The organism is Streptomyces sp. NPDC047042 (assembly GCF_040644035.1).
Taxonomy (GTDB): domain Bacteria; phylum Actinomycetota; class Actinomycetes; order Streptomycetales; family Streptomycetaceae; genus Streptomyces.
Map to the genome: position 1 here is coordinate 1 of NZ_JBEYVP010000070.1, position 14,804 is coordinate 14,804.

Here is a 14,804-nt window from a genome sequence, read left to right on the forward strand (position 1 = left end):
AGCTCGGCGCGCATGAACAGCGCCATCACGCCACCGATGCAGAAGAACGCGAACGACGTCACCAGATACAGCGTGCCGATCGTCTTGTGGTCCGTGGTCGTCAACCACTTCACGACCACGTTGCCGGGCTGCTTGCGCCGTACCGGCAGCTCGTTCTCGTACGAGTCCTCAGCTGCGGCGGCACCCTGGGGTTCGTTGGTGATGCTCACAGGTTTGTCGTCTCCCGGTTCTTCTCGTGGCTCGTCTGCGCGATGCCGGCGGGAATGTAACCGGTCTGCCCCTTCTTCACGAGGTCCTTGAGGTGCTGCTCGTAGCGCTCGGGGGAGACGACCTTCACGTTGAACAGCATCCGGGAGTGGTCGACGCCGCAGAGCTCCGCACACTTGCCCAGGAAGGTGCCCTCCTTGTTGGGGGTCACCTGGAAGGCGTTGGTGTGACCGGGGATGACGTCCTGCTTCATCAGGAACGGAACCACCCAGAAGGAGTGGATGACGTCACGTGAGGTGAGGACGAAGCGGACCGTCTTGCCCTTGGGCAGCCAGAGGGTCGGACCGGGGTTGCCGGTCTGCGGGTTCCTCGTACCGGGCGTACCGACGTCGTAGACACCGCCGGCGTTGGCGGGGAAGTCCTTCTTGAACCGGTCCGGAATGGCCGCCAGGTTCTCGTCGGTGTTCGCGTTTCCGGTGGAACCCGGGACGTTCTCGATGTAGTTGAAGCCCCAGCTCCACTGGAAGCCCACGACGTTGACCGTCAGGTCGGGCTTCTTGGAGGTGTCGAGGAGCTTCGACTCGTCACGTGCCGTGAAGTAGAAGAGCACCGAGACGATGATCAGCGGAACCACGGTGTACAGCGCCTCGATGGGCATGTTGTACCGGGTCTGCGGTGGTACTTCGACCTTGGTGCGGCTGCGCCGGTGGAACATGGCGCTCCACAGGATCAGGCCCCAGACCAGCACGCCGGTGGCGAGCGCGGCTGCCCAGGATCCCTGCCACAGGGAGAGGATCCGGGGAGCCTCTTCCGTGGTCGGGGTGGGCATACCAAGGCGGGGGAAGTCCTTGTATGTGCAACCGGTCGCGGTCGCCAGGACCAGGCCCGCAGTCAATGCCTGCAGCAGCTTCCGCCGCAACGGGCGCCGCGGCGTGGGGGTACCGCCCGCGCCCCCCAGGGCGTGGGGGAGGTCGGAGCCGTTGGGACTCACGTAGCGCCTTCCCGAGAGTCTCGCCCGCGCGGGTTGGCTGCGGCCTGACTTCTGGGTGGTCGGTCGCCGCCCTGCGTCGGGCAGGGGTTTGGATGTTTATGCGGACCAAACCCTACTGGACGCATTTTGGGGTCGCGCGGGGAGGGTCCCCAACGCGCCGGGGGTCACCCCGACGGGGTCTGACGGGGGGTCGGGCGCCCAATGGGGTGGGGGTTTCGGTTGTACGGCGGGTGCGGGCGCTTTGTGGTTGATCGCGCAGTTCCCCGCGCCCCTAAGCAGGACTCCATCCCCTCTGTTGAGGACTTAGCGTTGGGGTGTGTCCTACTTTGATGCCGCCTCCTCCGCGCCCCTTCACCCTGTTGCCCGGCAGGCTCTGCTCGCTTCGCTCGATGAGGGGTGGGCGGATCCCGCACGTTTGTACAGGGAAGGACGGCGGGCTCGTCTTCTGTTGGACGCGGCTCGGGAGGCTGCGGCCGAGGCGGTGGGGTGTCGGGTTGATGAGCTGACCTTCACCTCATCCGGTACACGGGCCGTGCACATCGGGATGGCGGGGGCTCTCGCTGGGCGGCGGCGCGTCGGGCGTCACCTGATCGTGTCGGCGGTCGAACACTCTTCGGTGCTCCATTCGGCTGAGGACTGGGAGGCGACGGGCGGCGCGGTGACGACCGTGGCCGTGGACCGCGCCGGCACGGTGGCCGTCGAGGCGTACGAGGCCGCCGTACGGGCCGACACGGCGCTGGCCTGTCTTCAGTCGGCCAACCACGAGGTGGGGACCGAGCAGCCGGTCGCGGAGGTGGCCGAGGTGTGCCGGGAGGCCGGGGTGCCGTTGCTGGTGGACGCGGCGCAGTCGTTGGGGTGGGGGGCGGTGACCGGGCCCTGGTCACTGCTCACCGCCAGTGCCCACAAATGGGGCGGGCCTTCCGGGGTCGGGCTGCTCGCCGTCCGTAAAGGGGTGCGGTTCGCGGTTCAAGGGCCCGTGGACGAGCGGGAGTCGGGGCGGGCGGCCGGGTTCGAGAACCTCCCGGCGATCGTCGCGGCGGCGGCCTCGTTGCGGGCGGTACGGGCCGAGGCGGCCCAGGAGGCGGTACGGCTGCGGGAGCTGACGGAGCGGATCCGGGCGCGGGTGCCGCAGCTGGTCCCCGACGTGGAGGTGGTCGGCGATCCGGTGCGGCGGCTGCCCGGTGTCGTCACCTTCTCCTGTCTCTATGTCGACGGGGAGACATTGCTGCACGAGCTGGACCGCGCCGGTTTCTCCGTCTCCTCCGGGTCGTCCTGCACGAGCAGCACGTTGACGCCGAGCCATGTGCTGCGCGCGATGGGCGTGCTGAGCGAGGGCAATGTGCGGGTGTCACTGCCGACCGGGACCGCGGCGGAGGAGGTCGAGCGCTTCCTCTCCGTCCTGCCGGACACGGTCGCGGCCGTACGGGAGAAGCTGGGCGCGCCGGCTCCGGTGACGGTACGGGAGGAGGGCGCGCTCGTCGTGGACGCCCTGGGCAAGCGGTGCCCGATCCCGGTGATCGAACTCGCGAAGGTCATCGGCGACGTCCCGGTGGGCGCCACGATCCGCGTCCTGTCGGACGACGAGGCGGCCCGCCTGGACATTCCGGCGTGGTGCGAGATGCGGGAACAGGAGTACGTAGGCGAGGAGCAGGCAGAAAAAGGAACGGCCTACCTGATCCGCCGGTCAAGCTGAGAGACCTGCCTTTAGGGGCGCGGGGAACTGCGCGAACAGCCCCCACGCACCCGCAGACAACGAATCAGCCCAGATGCCCCTGAACCTCGCCCGCAGCCTCATCCCCATAAGCCTTACGGAAGCGCTCCAGGAAATTGACCCGCCGCAACTGGTACTCCTGCGTACCCACCGTCTCGATGACGAGAGTCGCCAGCATGCAGCCCACCTGCGCCGCCCGCTCCAGCGAAACCCCCCACGCCAGCCCCGACAGGAACCCCGCACGGAACGCGTCGCCGACCCCCGTGGGCTCGACCTTGGCCTCCTCGTCCGGGCAGCCGACCTCGATGCTCTCCTCGCCGACGCGCTCGATGCGTACGCCCCGGGAGCCGAGGGTCGTGACCCGGGTACCGACCTTGGCGAGGATCTCCGCGTCGGACCAGCCGGTCTTCGACTCGATGAGGCCCTTCTCGTACTCGTTCGAGAAGAGGTACGCGGCGCCGTCCAGCAGGACCTTGATGTCGTCGCCGCCCATGCGGGCGATCTGCTGGGAGAAGTCGGCGGCGAACGGGATGGACCGGGTGCGGCACTCCTCGGTGTGGCGGAGCATCGCCTCCGGGTCGTCCGCGCCGATCGAGACCAGGTCGAGGCCGCCGACCCGGTCGGCGACGGTCTTCAGCTCGATGAGCCGGGCCTCGCTCATGGCGCCGGTGTAGAAGGAGCCGATCTGGTTGTGGTCGGCGTCGGTGGTGCACACGAAACGGGCGGTGTGCAGCGTCTCGGAGATGCGCACCGACTCTGTGTCCACGCCGTGGCGGTCCAGCCAGGCGCGGTACTCGTCGAAGTCGGCGCCGGCGGCCCCGACCAGGATCGGCCTGGTGCCGAGCTGGCCCATGCCGAAGGCGATGTTCGCGCCCACGCCGCCCCGGCGTACGTCGAGGTTGTCGACCAGGAAGGAGAGCGAGACCGTGTGCAACTGGTCCGCTACGAGCTGGTCGGCGAAACGGCCGGGGAAGGTCATGAGGTGGTCGGTGGCGATGGAGCCGGTGACTGCGATACGCACGGCGAGGACACTCTCCTGCGAGGGGAGGCGGGTTGACAGTTCACGCTACCCGGTCCGCGCGTGCCCGCTGTAGCGGCAAAACTACCCGATAGTAGATCTTTCTCGGCCGGGTATCCGGTGCATACGGTTCCGTTATGACGAACTTCAAGGTCCACCAGGCTCTTCAGGTCCAGCAGGTGCACTCCGACCTCGAAGGTGATCTGGCCTCGCTGCGCGGCGACTGCGCCCGGATGGCGCCGCACTGGGCCGCCCCGGACAGGATCATCACCCTGCCCGTGTCCCCGTCCCGTATCCACGGGGTGACCGTTCCGCTCTCCTCGGCGCGGCTGGTGGACGCGATGCCGTACTACGGCGACTGACGGGCGGCGGCTCCCGGACCCCGCCGACCAGCGCTCGGCGGGAACCGTGCGCTCCCCCGCTGCGTCCCATCGCTGTCCCCCGTAAAGAGGACGCGCTGTACGACCGGTCGGGACAGCCGGGACAGCCGGGAGCCGAAGGAGCGATGCGGTGAACACCGAGCGACCCGATCACGAGCCCGAGCACGACCCTGATCAGGACGACGCCGTCGCCGACGAGAAGCCGGCCGCCGAGGCCGCCGGCCCGGACGGCACTGACGGCGCGGGCGGCGCGGACGACATCACCGAGTCCGCGTCGGAGGAGAGCGGCGCGGAGCCCCCGTCCCGGCGCCGCTCCCCGGTGCTCGTCGCCTCGGTCGCCGCAGCGGTCCTGCTTGTCGGGGGCGGCGGGGCGTATCTCGCCACCAGCGTCACGAGCGGCTCGAACGGCGACGACCGTACGGACACGTCCGCGCCGGGCGGCGACGGCACCTCTCCCCCGCCGCTGGCCCTGGACGGCTACCCCAAGGGCGGTACGGGGGACCCGAGCGGTTCGAACGGCATCGCGCCCGGCGAGCCCGACCCGAACGGGGTGACTTACCGGGCGGACGCCAAGCTGCCGGCGGGGCCCGCCTCGGCGCCGGTGTACTCGGTGGCGAAGGACGAGGTCAAGGCCGCCGAGGTGACCCGGCTGGCCGACGCGCTCGGCATCGAGGGGAAACCGGTCACGGAGGCCGACGGCTGGCTGGTCGGCGCCGCGAAGGACGGGACGGGTCCGATCCTGCGAGTGAGCAGGCAGGCGCCGGGGACCTGGTCCTTCAGCCGGTATCTGGTCGGCGGCTCCGACAACTGCAAGAGCACGACCATGTGCGCGCAGGGCTCGGGCGCCGCCGCCGGGCAGACCGTCGATCCGGTGAGCGAGGCGGTGGCGAAGAAGGCGGCGGCGCCGATCCTGAAGGCGGTCGGCCAGGACGACGCGAAGCTGGACGCGAGCAAGGTCGTGGACACGCGGCGGATGATGAACGCGGATCCGGTGGTCGGCGGTCTGCCCACGTACGGCTGGCCGACCGGTCTCCAGATCAGCGCGCAGGGCGAAGTGGTGGCCGGCAGCGGCCAGTTGACGACTCCGGTGAAGGGCGACACGTACCCGGTGCTCGGCGCCAAAGCCACGCTGGCCCTGCTCAACGAGCCCGGTGCGGCGGCGAGCCCTGAGCACCGTATGGGCATCGGGGGCTGCGCGAGTCCCGTACCGCTGAAGGACCGCCTGGAGGCGCCCTGCGGTACCACGACGGGGACGGCACGGCAGAAGGAGTCGAAGGAGTCGCTCACCGTCGACAAGGCGGTGTTCGGGCTGGCCTCGCACACCGTGTCCGGGCGGCCGGCGCTGGTGCCGTCGTGGCTGTTCGAGGTACGGCCGCAGGGTGCCGCCGAGGCCTACACGGTGACGTATCCGGCGATCGACCCCCGCTATCTGGCCGGTTCCGATGCGGGTTCCGGGCCGAGCGCGGAGCCGTCCCCGACGGGCGGGACGCTGACGCAGGACGTGCGGATCGAGGGCTACACGGTCTCCGGCGACGGCAAGGAGCTGACCGTGGGCTTCTGGGCCGGGGCCTGCAGCAAGTACTCGGCCTCGGTGAAGGACGGTGAGCAGGTGAGGGTGACCGTGACCTCGACGAGCGAGAAGGGCAAGGCCTGCATCATGATCGCGAAGGCGGGATACGAGACCGTGCGGCTGGACGAGCCGCTGGGCGACCGGAAGGTCGTGGGGACGGACGGACAGGCGATCCCCGAGGGCGATTTCGCCAAGAAATAGCGAGCAGCAGTCGGTCTGGACACGCGTGAAGGCGGCGCCCCCGTCGGAGGGGGGCGCCGCCTTCACGTGGTGGCCTTTGGAGCGTGTGGCCTAGCTGAACGAGTCACCGCAGGCGCAGGAGCCCGTCGCGTTCGGGTTGTCGATCGTGAAGCCCTGCTTCTCGATGGTGTCGACGAAGTCGATCGAGGCGCCGCCGAGGTACGGGGCGCTCATGCGGTCGGTGACCACCTTCACACCGTCGAAGTCCTTGACGACGTCACCGTCGAGCGAACGCTCGTCGAAGAACAGCTGGTAACGCAGACCCGAGCAACCGCCGGGCTGAACCGCGACACGCAGGGCGAGGTCCTCGCGGCCTTCCTGGTCGAGCAGGGCCTTGACCTTCGCCGCGGCGGCGTCGGACAGGATGATGCCGTCGGTGACGGTGCTGGTCTCGTCCGATACGGACATCTACATCTCTCCCGGGTTGTACGGAGACTGCTTGCCGACGATTGCAACCGGCGGGGCCGCGGATTCATTCCGGGCCGAGAGTCTGTGTCTCTTCGTCGCTGTCTTTTCGTCGCTCTTCTCCTCCATGCTCGCACACGCGCGGAAGGGCGAACAGCGACCTGTGGACAGGCTCCCATCAGGGCGCGGTCGGGCTCCGGGATTCATGTCACATCGACGCTATGAACCTCGTCAAAGTGACGTGAAGGGGTTACGATAGATAGCGTCAATTCGACGAAAAGACTTGAACGGTAGAACAGAAAGGGTGCGTGTCGTGACCACCGCCCAGACCCAGGATCTCGACGTACAGCCCACGCCCCTCGCCCTGCTGCTCCTCGGCCGCGAGGCCGACCCGCGGAGCGAGCGTGGCGTGGAGTGTCCCGGTGACCTGCCCTCCCCCTCCGATCCGGACCTGGTGGCACGTGCCCGTGCGGCAAAGGAGAGGCTCGGCGACAAGGTCTTCGTCCTCGGCCACCACTACCAGCGCGACGAGGTCATCCAGTTCGCGGACGTCACGGGTGACTCCTTCAAGCTGGCCCGGGACGCGGCGGCGCGTCCGGAGGCGGAGTACATCGTGTTCTGCGGTGTGCACTTCATGGCGGAGTCGGCGGACATCCTGACGTCGGACGCCCAGCAGGTGGTCCTGCCCGACCTGGCCGCCGGCTGCTCGATGGCGGACATGGCGACGGCCGAGCAGGTCGCCGAGTGCTGGGACGTCCTGACGGAGGCCGGGGTGGCCGACCAGGTCGTGCCCGTGTCCTACATGAACTCCTCGGCGGACATCAAGGCGTTCACCGGCAAGCACGGCGGCACGATCTGCACATCGTCGAACGCCGAGCGAGCCCTCGAGTGGGCCTTCGAGCAAGGTGAGAAGGTCCTGTTCCTGCCGGACCAGCACCTGGGCCGCAACACGGCGGTACGGGACATGGGGATGTCGCTCGACGACTGCGTCCTCTACAACCCGCACAAGCCGAACGGCGGCCTGACGGCGCAGCAGCTGCGCGACGCGAAGATGATCCTGTGGCGCGGCCACTGCTCGGTGCACGGCCGCTTCTCGCTGGACTCGGTCAACGACGTACGCGAACGCATCCCGGGCGTGAACGTGCTGGTCCACCCGGAGTGCAAGCACGAGGTGGTGGAGGCGGCGGACTACGTCGGCTCGACGGAGTACATCATCAAGGCGCTGGAGGCGGCCCCGGCCGGCTCCAAGTGGGCCATCGGCACGGAGCTGAACCTGGTACGCCGCCTGGCGAACCGTTTCGCGCCCGAGGGCAAGGAGATCGTCTTCCTCGACAAGACGGTCTGCTTCTGCTCGACCATGAACCGCATCGACCTCCCCCACCTGGTCTGGACCCTGGAGTCCCTGGCCGACGGCAAGCTGGTGAACCGCATACAGGTGGACAGCGAGACGGAGAAGTTCGCGAAGCTGGCACTTGAGCGGATGCTGGCGCTGCCGTAGGTGGTGCCGCCCGTGTCTGTTCGGATGCGGTCTCGTTCTTAGGGGCGTACATCTAAGATGTACATCTTAGATGTACGCCCCTAAGAACGAATCAACGAGGTGACTGTGCCGCGACCGCCCCACCGCAGCATCCCCTAGCCTTTCCGGGAACGCGGTGAGGTCGTGCTCGTAGACCTGGAGCGGCTGTACGGCGGGGCGTAGCCGCGCCAACGCGACGAGACTGCGCCGAGGGGCCTGTGTGAACCCGGTGGGCCTGTGCGCCTGTTCAGTTGCAGTTGACCCCGCCGGTTACGCATGGCAATGGAGTCACCCTGAGATTGGATCGATTCCCTCAAGAAGAGCGATGATTTGTTGCTTGCGCCGTCTCGGCGGGAAAGCCCGGACTTCACTAAGCCCTTTCAATAGCGATGCACATTTGTCTGGGTGACCAAGTAGCGAGAGTCTGATTCTCTCGCTGAGAATATCGAACAGATCCTCGATGATCTTCTGATGCCACATCCCACTTCGCTTTGAGAAGTCCACATCAAACCACCACGAAAGCCTTTGTCCCGACTTGAGATGGATCCACATTCGAGATTCTTTGGCGGCCAGACTGGACCCTGTAGCGAGTCCGGCAGAGGCGGCAAGGTACAGCACGCCGCCCAGAAAGCGACGCACAGGAGTGACGGCGAAACCCACAGCCAATTGATCAATCGAGTCCCACTGAATCAGCGGCGAAACTGATCTCGAGATACCAGCGCTAGAAAATCTTGGAGTGTACTCACCGCCACCTACTCCGAGGAGCAAGAATTCCGGCGTGGACTCCAATGGCCCGTACTTTACGCTTGGCATCTGATAATCACCAATACTGTCGTGAGCCTTGACGCTCCCGCCGGGACAGGGGCGACAGAGCCGTCCTGGGCGGTGCGTCCTGGGCAGCGGAGCGGCCTCAGTCCGAGCAACTGGTCGCGGAACCGTCGGCCGTGGAGGTGATGGCTACGCGATAGCCGGCTCCGGAGCTGAATTCCGGTCCTTCGCGGATTCGCCGTATGCATTCAGCTCGTCAACCCGGCTCTCGGTACCCTCGCAGCCCGAAGCGGAAGCCTCTTCAAGAGCCTGGCACCCGGCGAGAGTTCCGGTCGCCAACATAGCCATCAGCAGGAGAGCGGCGCGCCAGCTGGTTCCTTTACGAGGTGTCAAGCCGACCCCACTACCTGGTACCGAAAACGAAGGGTTAGTAAGATTACCAGCTATTTCCAACCCCAGTATTGACGCAACTCCTCTACCCCTTGGAGATGTTCAGCCCTCCGGCAGCCGCGCCCCCCGACTGACGGCGATCCGCAACGCGTCCCCCAACGCCTCGGCGAGCCGTACCCCCGTGAACCTCAACTCCCGCTCCCCCACGCCCTCCCCGGCCAGCAGCGGCCTCGCCTGGTCCAGTACGAACTCCGCCGAGTCGAGCAGTTCCGTCTCCAACTCGTCCGCCAGGCACGACAGTCGGCTGTTCGGGTCGGAACTGCTCAGGTAGCACGGGCCGCCCTCCGGTGTGGTCCACGGCAGCAGCCGTAGCCGCGCACCCATTCCGTCGCGCATCATCAGGCGGCTCCCTTCGATTACCGTTTGTGCCTACATCGTCACCGTGTGGCATGCGTGCCCAACAGGGGATCCGTGTCCCAGCGTTGAGATCGGGACGATCGGAACCAGAGACACGGAACGAGGGGCGAGACCGATGACGTTCAAGCCACAGCAGCTGACCCCGTACCACTCCGCCCGCCACTACTTCGGTGCGGAGCAGCGGCGCCATCGCGAGGCGGCGCGGCTGTCGCTCGTGCAGTTGGCGGAGATCCTCAGCTCCAGCAAGAGCACGCTCGCGCGTATCGAGACGGCGGAACTAATGCCGCCCCCGGACCTACCAGCCCGGCTCGACGCGGCCTTCGGCACCGACAAGCACTTCCACGGGCTGTATCAACTGGCCAAGCGGGAGGCCCATCCGGACCAGTACCGCCGGTACATGGACTTCGAGGGCCATGCCGAAGTCATCGAGCAGTACGGGGCGCAGGCCATCCCCGGTCTGTTGCAGACGAGGGCGTACGCGCGGGCATTTCTTGGTTGTCAGGAGGACCTCTCCGAGGCCCGGATCGAGGAACGCGTCACCGCACGCATGTCGCGGCAGGAGCGCCAGCATTCGGACGCGCCGCCGTACCGGTGGGCGATTCTTGACGAGGCCGTACTCCGGCGACCGATGGGGAGCGCGGAATGCATGTACGAACAGCTGGCTTCGCTGCTCAAGCAGGTGAATACTCCGGACAGTAAGGTTCAGGTCATGCCCTTCAGTGCGGGCTCGCACTCGTTGCTGGGTGGGGCACTGACCCTGCTCACGCTCTCAGACGGCACTGTGGTGGCGTACGAGGAGGGCATCGAGGCCGGTCATCTTTACGAGGACCAGAGCGCGGTGAAGAGGTGGCGGCGACAGTACGAACTGCTGCGTGCCAACGCTCTCTCGCCGACGGAATCGGCGGAGTTGATCCGGAAGGTTATGGAGGACTACAAGTCATGCGACACACCCCCGAGTTGAGCTCCGCCCGCTGGCACAGGAGCAGTTACAGCAACTCCAACGGGGGCGAATGCGTCGAGATCGCCGAGGGCCTCCCCGGCGTCGTCCCCGTCCGCGACAGCAAGAACCCCCACCCCCGAGGCCCCGTGCTCCTCGTCCCAGCCGCCGTTTGGGACACCTTCGTCAACTCCCTGAAGGTGTAAGACAGAACGAAAGGACGGGCCGGGTCGCGTAACGCGACCCGGCCCGTACCCGTCACCCCTCAGTCGGTCACACCTTCGCCGGCTCCCGTACCTCCGGCTTCGGCTGGCGCTTCGCCGCCTTCTTCTTCGCCCTGCGTTCCTTCCTCAGCTCCACCATCGCGTACAGCGTCGGGACCAGGAGCAGGGTCAGGGCGGTTGACGTGATCAGGCCGCCGATGACCACCACCGCCAGTGGCTGCGCGATGAAGCCGCCCTCGCCCGTGACTCCCAGGGCCATCGGGAGGAGGGCGAAGATGGTCGCCAGGGCCGTCATCAAAATCGGGCGGAGGCGGTGGCGGCCGCCTTCGATCACCGCTTCCACTACTCCGTGACCCTGGTTGCGGTACTGGTTGATCAGGTCGATCAGGACGATCGCGTTCGTCACCACGATGCCGATCAGCATCAGCATCCCGATCATCGCCGGGACGCCCATCGGGGTGCCCGTGGCGATCAGGAGGCCGATCGCGCCGGTTGCCGCGAACGGGATCGACACCAGGAGGATCAGGGGCTGGATGAGGGAACGGAATGTGGCCACCAGGAGCATGAAGACGATCGCGATCGCCGCCAGCATCGCCAGCGCCAGGTTCTTGAACGCGGAGTCCTGGTCCGACGAGACGCCGCCGATCTCCGCCGTCGCGCCCTCGGGGAGCTTGAGGGCGTCCAGCTTCGAGGTGAGGTCGGCGCTCACCGCGCCCGTGTTGTCGCCGGTCGGGCGGGCCGTGATCGTCGCGGCGCGCTGGCCGTCGATCCGGGTCATGGAGACCGGGCCGTCGACGAGTTTCACGTCGGCGATGTCGCCCAGCTTCACCGCGCCCAGCCGCAGCGCCTTCAGCTCGTCGAGGGTCTCGGCCTGCTTCGCCGGTTCGATGACGACGTCGCGCTCGGTGTCGTCCAGGGTCGCCTTGGCCGCCGTCGTGCCCTTGACCGCCTCGGCCACCACCGCACCCAGCGTCTGCTGGTTGTAACCGGCCGCCGCCGCCTGGGAGTTGGCCCGTACCGAGATGCGCGGCACGCTCTGCGCCAGGTTGCTGGTGACGTCGGTGACGTCGTCCAGGCCCGCCACCGTGTCACGGACTTGGTCCGCCGCCTTGCGCAGGACGTCGCCGTCGGCCGCCTTCACGACCACCTTGAGGTCCTGGCTGCCGAAGCCGTCACCGGCCGCGATCGTCGTCGTACCGATGCCGGAGAGCTTCGAGAGGCCTTCCTCGATGCTGTCCTGTACGTCGTCCGCCGACGCCGAGTCCTCCAGCATGACCTGGTAGGAGGCCTGGTTGGTGTCGGTGCCGCCGCCGAAGGCCGCCAGGAAGCCGGACGAGCCGATCGTCACCTGGTAGTCCTTGACGCCCTTGACGTCCGCGAGCAGTTGCTCGACCTTCTTCGCCTGGACGTCCGTGGCCGCCAGGCTCGTGCCCGGCTTCAACTGCTGCTTGACGGTGAGGACTTCCTGCTCGCCCTGGTCGAAGAAGTTCGTCTTCAGGAGCGGGGCCATGCCGAAGGTGCCGATCAGGACGACCGCCGCGATGGCCACGCTCGTCAGCCGGCGGCGAGTGGCGAAGCGCAGGACAGGGACGTACACGCGCTGGAGCCTGCTCTTCGCCTCCTTCTCCTCCGCGAGCCTGCGGGCCTCGTCGGCGTCGTCCGGGGTGTCCTTCGGGGCGCGCAGGAACCAGTACGAGAGAACCGGGACGACCGTGAGGGAGACCAGGAGCGACGCCAGCAGGGCCGCCGTCACCGTCAGGCTGAACGCGCCGAACAGCTGGCCGACCATGCCGCCGACCAGGCCGATGGGGAGGAAGACGGCGACCGTGGTGAGCGTCGAGGACGTGACCGCGCCCGCTACCTCCCGTACGGCCTTGAGGATCGCCTCCTGGCGCTCCTCGCCGTAGCCGAGGTGCCGCTTGATGTTCTCCAGGACCACGATCGAGTCGTCGACGACCCGGCCGATCGCGATCGTCAGCGCGCCCAGCGTCAGCATGTTCAGGGACAGGTCCCTGGTCCACAGGACGATCAGGGCGAGGACGACCGAGAGGGGGATCGAGACCGCCGTGACGAGGGTCGAGCGGACCGACGCCAGGAAGACCAGGATGACGATCACCGCGAAGAGCAGACCGAGGCCGCCCTCCGTCGTCAGGCCCTTGATGGACTTCGCCACCGCCGGGCCCTGGTCGCTGACCACCGTGATCCTGGCGTCGGACCCCAGGTCCTTGCGCATGTCGGCGAGTTTGTCCTCGACCGCGTTCGAGATCGACACCGCGCTGCCGTCGTTGTCCATCGTGACGGTGACGGCGAGGCTCGGCTTGCCGTCCGTACGCGTGATCGAGTCGGCCTTCGCGGACTCCTGCTTGACGGTCGCCACGTCGGCCAGGCGCACCGGCCTGGTGGTGGCACCGGGGGAACCGGGCGCGCCCGTGACCATCAGGTCCGCGATCTGCTCCACCGAGGTGTAGCCGCCGCCGACCTGGACCGTGCGGTTGGTGCCGGCCTCGTCGAACGAGCCCGCCGGGACGGTCGCGCCGCCCGCCTGCAGTGCCTGGGCGAGGGAGGTGGTGGTCAGACCCGCCGCCGTCAGCTTCTTGTCGTCGGGGGTGACGGTGACCTGGACGTCCCGTACGCCGTTGACCGTGACCTGGCCGACGCCGTCGATGGCGCGCAGGTCGGGGACCACCGTGTGGTCGAGCCGGTCGGCGAGGGCCTGCTGGTCCTCGTCGGAGGTGACGGCGAGGACGACGGTGGGGATGTCGTCCGTCGAACCGGCGACGACCTGCGGGTCCACGTCGTCCGGGAGCAGCACGCGCGCCCGGTTGACGGCCTGCTGAACGTCGGCGACGAGTTGCTTGGTGTCGTTGCCGTACTCGAAGGACGCCGTGATCAGGGCGTTGCCCTCGCTGGCGGTGGAGGTGACCCCGGTGATGCCGTCGACGCCTTCGAGGTTGTCCTCGATGGGCTCGACGACCTGCTTCTCGACCACGTCGGGGGACGCGCCCTGATACGGCGCCAGGACGGACACCACCGGGAGCTCGATGGTGGGCAGCAGCTGTTGCTTGAGCTGCGGTATCGCTATCGCTCCGAAGACGATCGCGACGATCGACATCAGGCCTATCAGGGCCCGTTGCGCGAGGCTGAACCTGGACAGCCAGGACATGGGTGAGCGTCTCTCTTCTGTGTCTCTTCTGCGGCCTGAGCGGAGGAAGGGGCACACATGTGAGCGCCCGCCCCTACACCCTGGGCCATGGGAGACCCATGTTTCCTAGCCCCCAGGTCCCGTTTGCTCACCCGGTCCCTACTCCGGCCGCAGTACACTCCGCGAAGCTCACTCCACCCTTGGACGTACCAGTCCCGACTCGTACGCGATGACGACGAGCTGCGCCCTGTCCCGCGCGCCCAGCTTGGCCATGGCCCGGTTGACGTGCGTCTTCACCGTCAGCGGGCTGACCTCCAGCCGCTCCGCGATCTCGTCGTTGGAGTGCCCGCCGGCCACCTGCACCAGCACCTCGCGCTCCCGTCCGGTCAGCGCGTCCAGCCGCTCGGCGCGGGCGGGGTCGCGGCTGTCGTCCAATACGTCCCCCTGGGCGAGGAACTGGGCGATCAGCCCCTTGGTGGCGGCCGGGGAGAGAAGTGCCTCGCCGCCGGCGGCGACCCGGATGGCGTTGAGCAGTTCCTCGGGCTCGGACCCCTTGCCGAGGAACCCGGACGCGCCCGCGCGCAGCGACTGCACCACGTACTCGTCGACCTCGAACGTCGTCAGCATCACCACCCGTACATGTGCGAGCCCCGGATCCGCGCTGATCAGCCGGGTCGCGGCCAGCCCGTCGGTGCCCGGCATCCGGATGTCCATCAGGACGACGTCGGCGCGCTGCTCCCGTGCGAGGCGCACCGCCTCCGCCCCGTCGGACGCCTCCCCGACGACCTCCATGTCGGACTCCGAGTCCACGAGCACGCGGAAGGCGCTGCGCAGCAGCGCCTGGTCGTCGGCGAGCAGGACACGGATCGTCATGGGCGGTCCTCGTTC

Annotated in this window: 13 protein-coding genes and 1 pseudogene; 6 read left to right on the forward strand and 8 right to left on the reverse strand. The window is 67.9% G+C overall.

What is annotated here, in order from left to right; all coding sequences use genetic code 11:
* Positions 1-209 (reverse strand): annotated as a pseudogene (locus tag ABZ855_RS45995) (cytochrome ubiquinol oxidase subunit I); the annotation flags it as partial.
* Positions 206-1,198, reverse strand: coding sequence for a cytochrome c oxidase subunit II (coxB, locus tag ABZ855_RS46000; protein WP_319213850.1), 993 nt, complete (start codon positions 1,196-1,198; stop codon positions 206-208). The gene coxB and the pseudogene ABZ855_RS45995, both read right to left, overlap by 4 nt.
* A 316-nt stretch (positions 1,199-1,514) precedes the next feature.
* Here coxB and ABZ855_RS46005 point away from each other — a divergent pair, with 316 nt between their 5' ends.
* A complete protein-coding gene (locus tag ABZ855_RS46005) occupies positions 1,515-2,891 on the forward strand; it encodes an aminotransferase class V-fold PLP-dependent enzyme (protein ID WP_360819270.1) in 1,377 nt (458 codons plus the stop codon).
* A 64-nt stretch (positions 2,892-2,955) separates the two neighbouring features.
* Here the strand turns inward: ABZ855_RS46005 and ABZ855_RS46010 are convergent, their stop codons facing one another.
* Entirely contained in the window at positions 2,956-3,930 is a 975-nt protein-coding gene (locus ABZ855_RS46010; protein ID WP_360819273.1) for a carbohydrate kinase family protein, read from the reverse strand.
* A 134-nt stretch (positions 3,931-4,064) separates the two neighbouring features.
* Between ABZ855_RS46010 and ABZ855_RS46015 the strand changes: the two genes are divergently transcribed.
* Both ABZ855_RS46015 and ABZ855_RS46020 read left to right on the forward strand, forming a co-directional pair.
* Positions 4,065-4,289 (forward strand): hypothetical protein, encoded by a 225-nt coding sequence (locus ABZ855_RS46015; protein WP_319213853.1) that lies wholly within the window; start codon positions 4,065-4,067, stop codon positions 4,287-4,289.
* 148 nt (positions 4,290-4,437) lie between these two features.
* Positions 4,438-6,078, forward strand: coding sequence for a hypothetical protein (locus ABZ855_RS46020; RefSeq protein WP_360819276.1), 1,641 nt, complete (start codon positions 4,438-4,440; stop codon positions 6,076-6,078).
* Between the two features lie 90 nt (positions 6,079-6,168).
* Here the strand turns inward: ABZ855_RS46020 and erpA are convergent, their stop codons facing one another.
* The gene (gene erpA / locus ABZ855_RS46025) at positions 6,169-6,525 is read right to left on the reverse strand and encodes an iron-sulfur cluster insertion protein ErpA (protein ID WP_030039301.1); all 357 of its coding nucleotides are present in this window, start codon (positions 6,523-6,525) and stop codon (positions 6,169-6,171) included.
* Between the two features lie 310 nt (positions 6,526-6,835).
* Here erpA and nadA point away from each other — a divergent pair, with 310 nt between their 5' ends.
* Complete coding sequence (nadA, locus tag ABZ855_RS46030; protein ID WP_319213855.1) at positions 6,836-8,020, forward strand: quinolinate synthase NadA; 1,185 nt, start codon at positions 6,836-6,838, stop codon at positions 8,018-8,020.
* A 306-nt stretch (positions 8,021-8,326) separates the two neighbouring features.
* Here nadA and ABZ855_RS46035 read toward each other — a convergent pair whose 3' ends face one another.
* Positions 8,327-8,827 (reverse strand): hypothetical protein, encoded by a 501-nt coding sequence (locus tag ABZ855_RS46035; RefSeq protein WP_360819281.1) that lies wholly within the window; start codon positions 8,825-8,827, stop codon positions 8,327-8,329.
* Positions 8,828-9,298: 471 nt separating this feature from the next.
* On the reverse strand, positions 9,299-9,595 hold the full coding sequence (locus ABZ855_RS46040; protein WP_360819285.1) for a hypothetical protein: 297 nt from the start codon (positions 9,593-9,595) through the stop codon (positions 9,299-9,301).
* A 133-nt stretch (positions 9,596-9,728) separates the two neighbouring features.
* Here ABZ855_RS46040 and ABZ855_RS46045 point away from each other — a divergent pair, with 133 nt between their 5' ends.
* Both ABZ855_RS46045 and ABZ855_RS46050 read left to right on the forward strand, forming a co-directional pair.
* Positions 9,729-10,574 (forward strand): helix-turn-helix transcriptional regulator, encoded by an 846-nt coding sequence (locus ABZ855_RS46045; protein ID WP_360819287.1) that lies wholly within the window; start codon positions 9,729-9,731, stop codon positions 10,572-10,574.
* Positions 10,553-10,756 (forward strand): DUF397 domain-containing protein, encoded by a 204-nt coding sequence (locus tag ABZ855_RS46050; protein ID WP_360819290.1) that lies wholly within the window; start codon positions 10,553-10,555, stop codon positions 10,754-10,756. The genes ABZ855_RS46045 and ABZ855_RS46050 overlap by 22 nt, the downstream gene beginning before the upstream one ends.
* Positions 10,757-10,823: 67 nt before the next feature.
* Here ABZ855_RS46050 and ABZ855_RS46055 read toward each other — a convergent pair whose 3' ends face one another.
* Positions 10,824-13,937: an efflux RND transporter permease subunit gene (locus ABZ855_RS46055; protein ID WP_360819293.1), complete on the reverse strand. Its 3,114-nt coding sequence runs from the start codon at positions 13,935-13,937 to the stop codon at positions 10,824-10,826.
* A gap of 168 nt (positions 13,938-14,105) precedes the next feature.
* Positions 14,106-14,789 carry a response regulator transcription factor gene (locus ABZ855_RS46060; RefSeq protein WP_319213862.1) on the reverse strand — a complete coding sequence of 228 codons (684 nt, stop codon included), beginning with the start codon at positions 14,787-14,789 and terminating at the stop codon, positions 14,106-14,108.
* Between the last annotated feature and the right edge of the window lie 15 nt (positions 14,790-14,804).

Excerpts from the sequence above, each read along its gene's own strand:
- ABZ855_RS46015 (WP_319213853.1), top strand. The coding sequence starts at position 4,065 with ATGACGAACTTCAAGGTCCACCAGGCTCTTCAGGTCCAGCAGGTGCAC.
- erpA (WP_030039301.1), bottom strand. The coding sequence starts at position 6,525 with ATGTCCGTATCGGACGAGACCAGCACCGTCACCGACGGCATCATCCTG.
- ABZ855_RS46040 (WP_360819285.1), bottom strand. The coding sequence starts at position 9,595 with ATGATGCGCGACGGAATGGGTGCGCGGCTACGGCTGCTGCCGTGGACC.
- ABZ855_RS46045 (WP_360819287.1), top strand. The coding sequence starts at position 9,729 with ATGACGTTCAAGCCACAGCAGCTGACCCCGTACCACTCCGCCCGCCAC.
- ABZ855_RS46050 (WP_360819290.1), top strand. The coding sequence starts at position 10,553 with ATGCGACACACCCCCGAGTTGAGCTCCGCCCGCTGGCACAGGAGCAGT.
- ABZ855_RS46055 (WP_360819293.1), bottom strand. The coding sequence starts at position 13,937 with ATGTCCTGGCTGTCCAGGTTCAGCCTCGCGCAACGGGCCCTGATAGGC.
- ABZ855_RS46060 (WP_319213862.1), bottom strand. The coding sequence starts at position 14,789 with ATGACGATCCGTGTCCTGCTCGCCGACGACCAGGCGCTGCTGCGCAGC.